1 rRNA gene is annotated in these 221 nt (G+C 51.6%); it reads right to left on the minus strand.

Annotated elements, in window-relative coordinates:
* Nucleotides 1-28 precede the first annotated feature (28 nt).
* Nucleotides 29-146 (minus strand): 5S ribosomal RNA (gene rrf / locus HMPREF2760_RS05000).
* Nucleotides 147-221: the final 75 nt, after the last annotated feature.

Below are 221 nucleotides of genomic sequence, written 5' to 3' on the forward strand. Positions count from 1 at the left end.
TTGTATTGAGTTGTTGTTTGTTGTTTGGTGTCGGCGGTTTCTTACTCTCCCACAACCTCCCGGTTGCAGTACCATCAGCGTTAGCAGGCTTAGCTTCCGGGTTCGGAATGGGTCCGGGCGTTTCCCTGCTGCTATAGGCCACCGACAAACAGTTAGGGCAACGTCTGGTTGCTGGTGTTGTGTCAGATACTGTGTAGTGGACGCAAGCGACAGTGATATTT

Source organism: Corynebacterium sp. HMSC065D07, from assembly GCF_001810695.1.
Classification (GTDB): domain Bacteria; phylum Actinomycetota; class Actinomycetes; order Mycobacteriales; family Mycobacteriaceae; genus Corynebacterium; species Corynebacterium hesseae.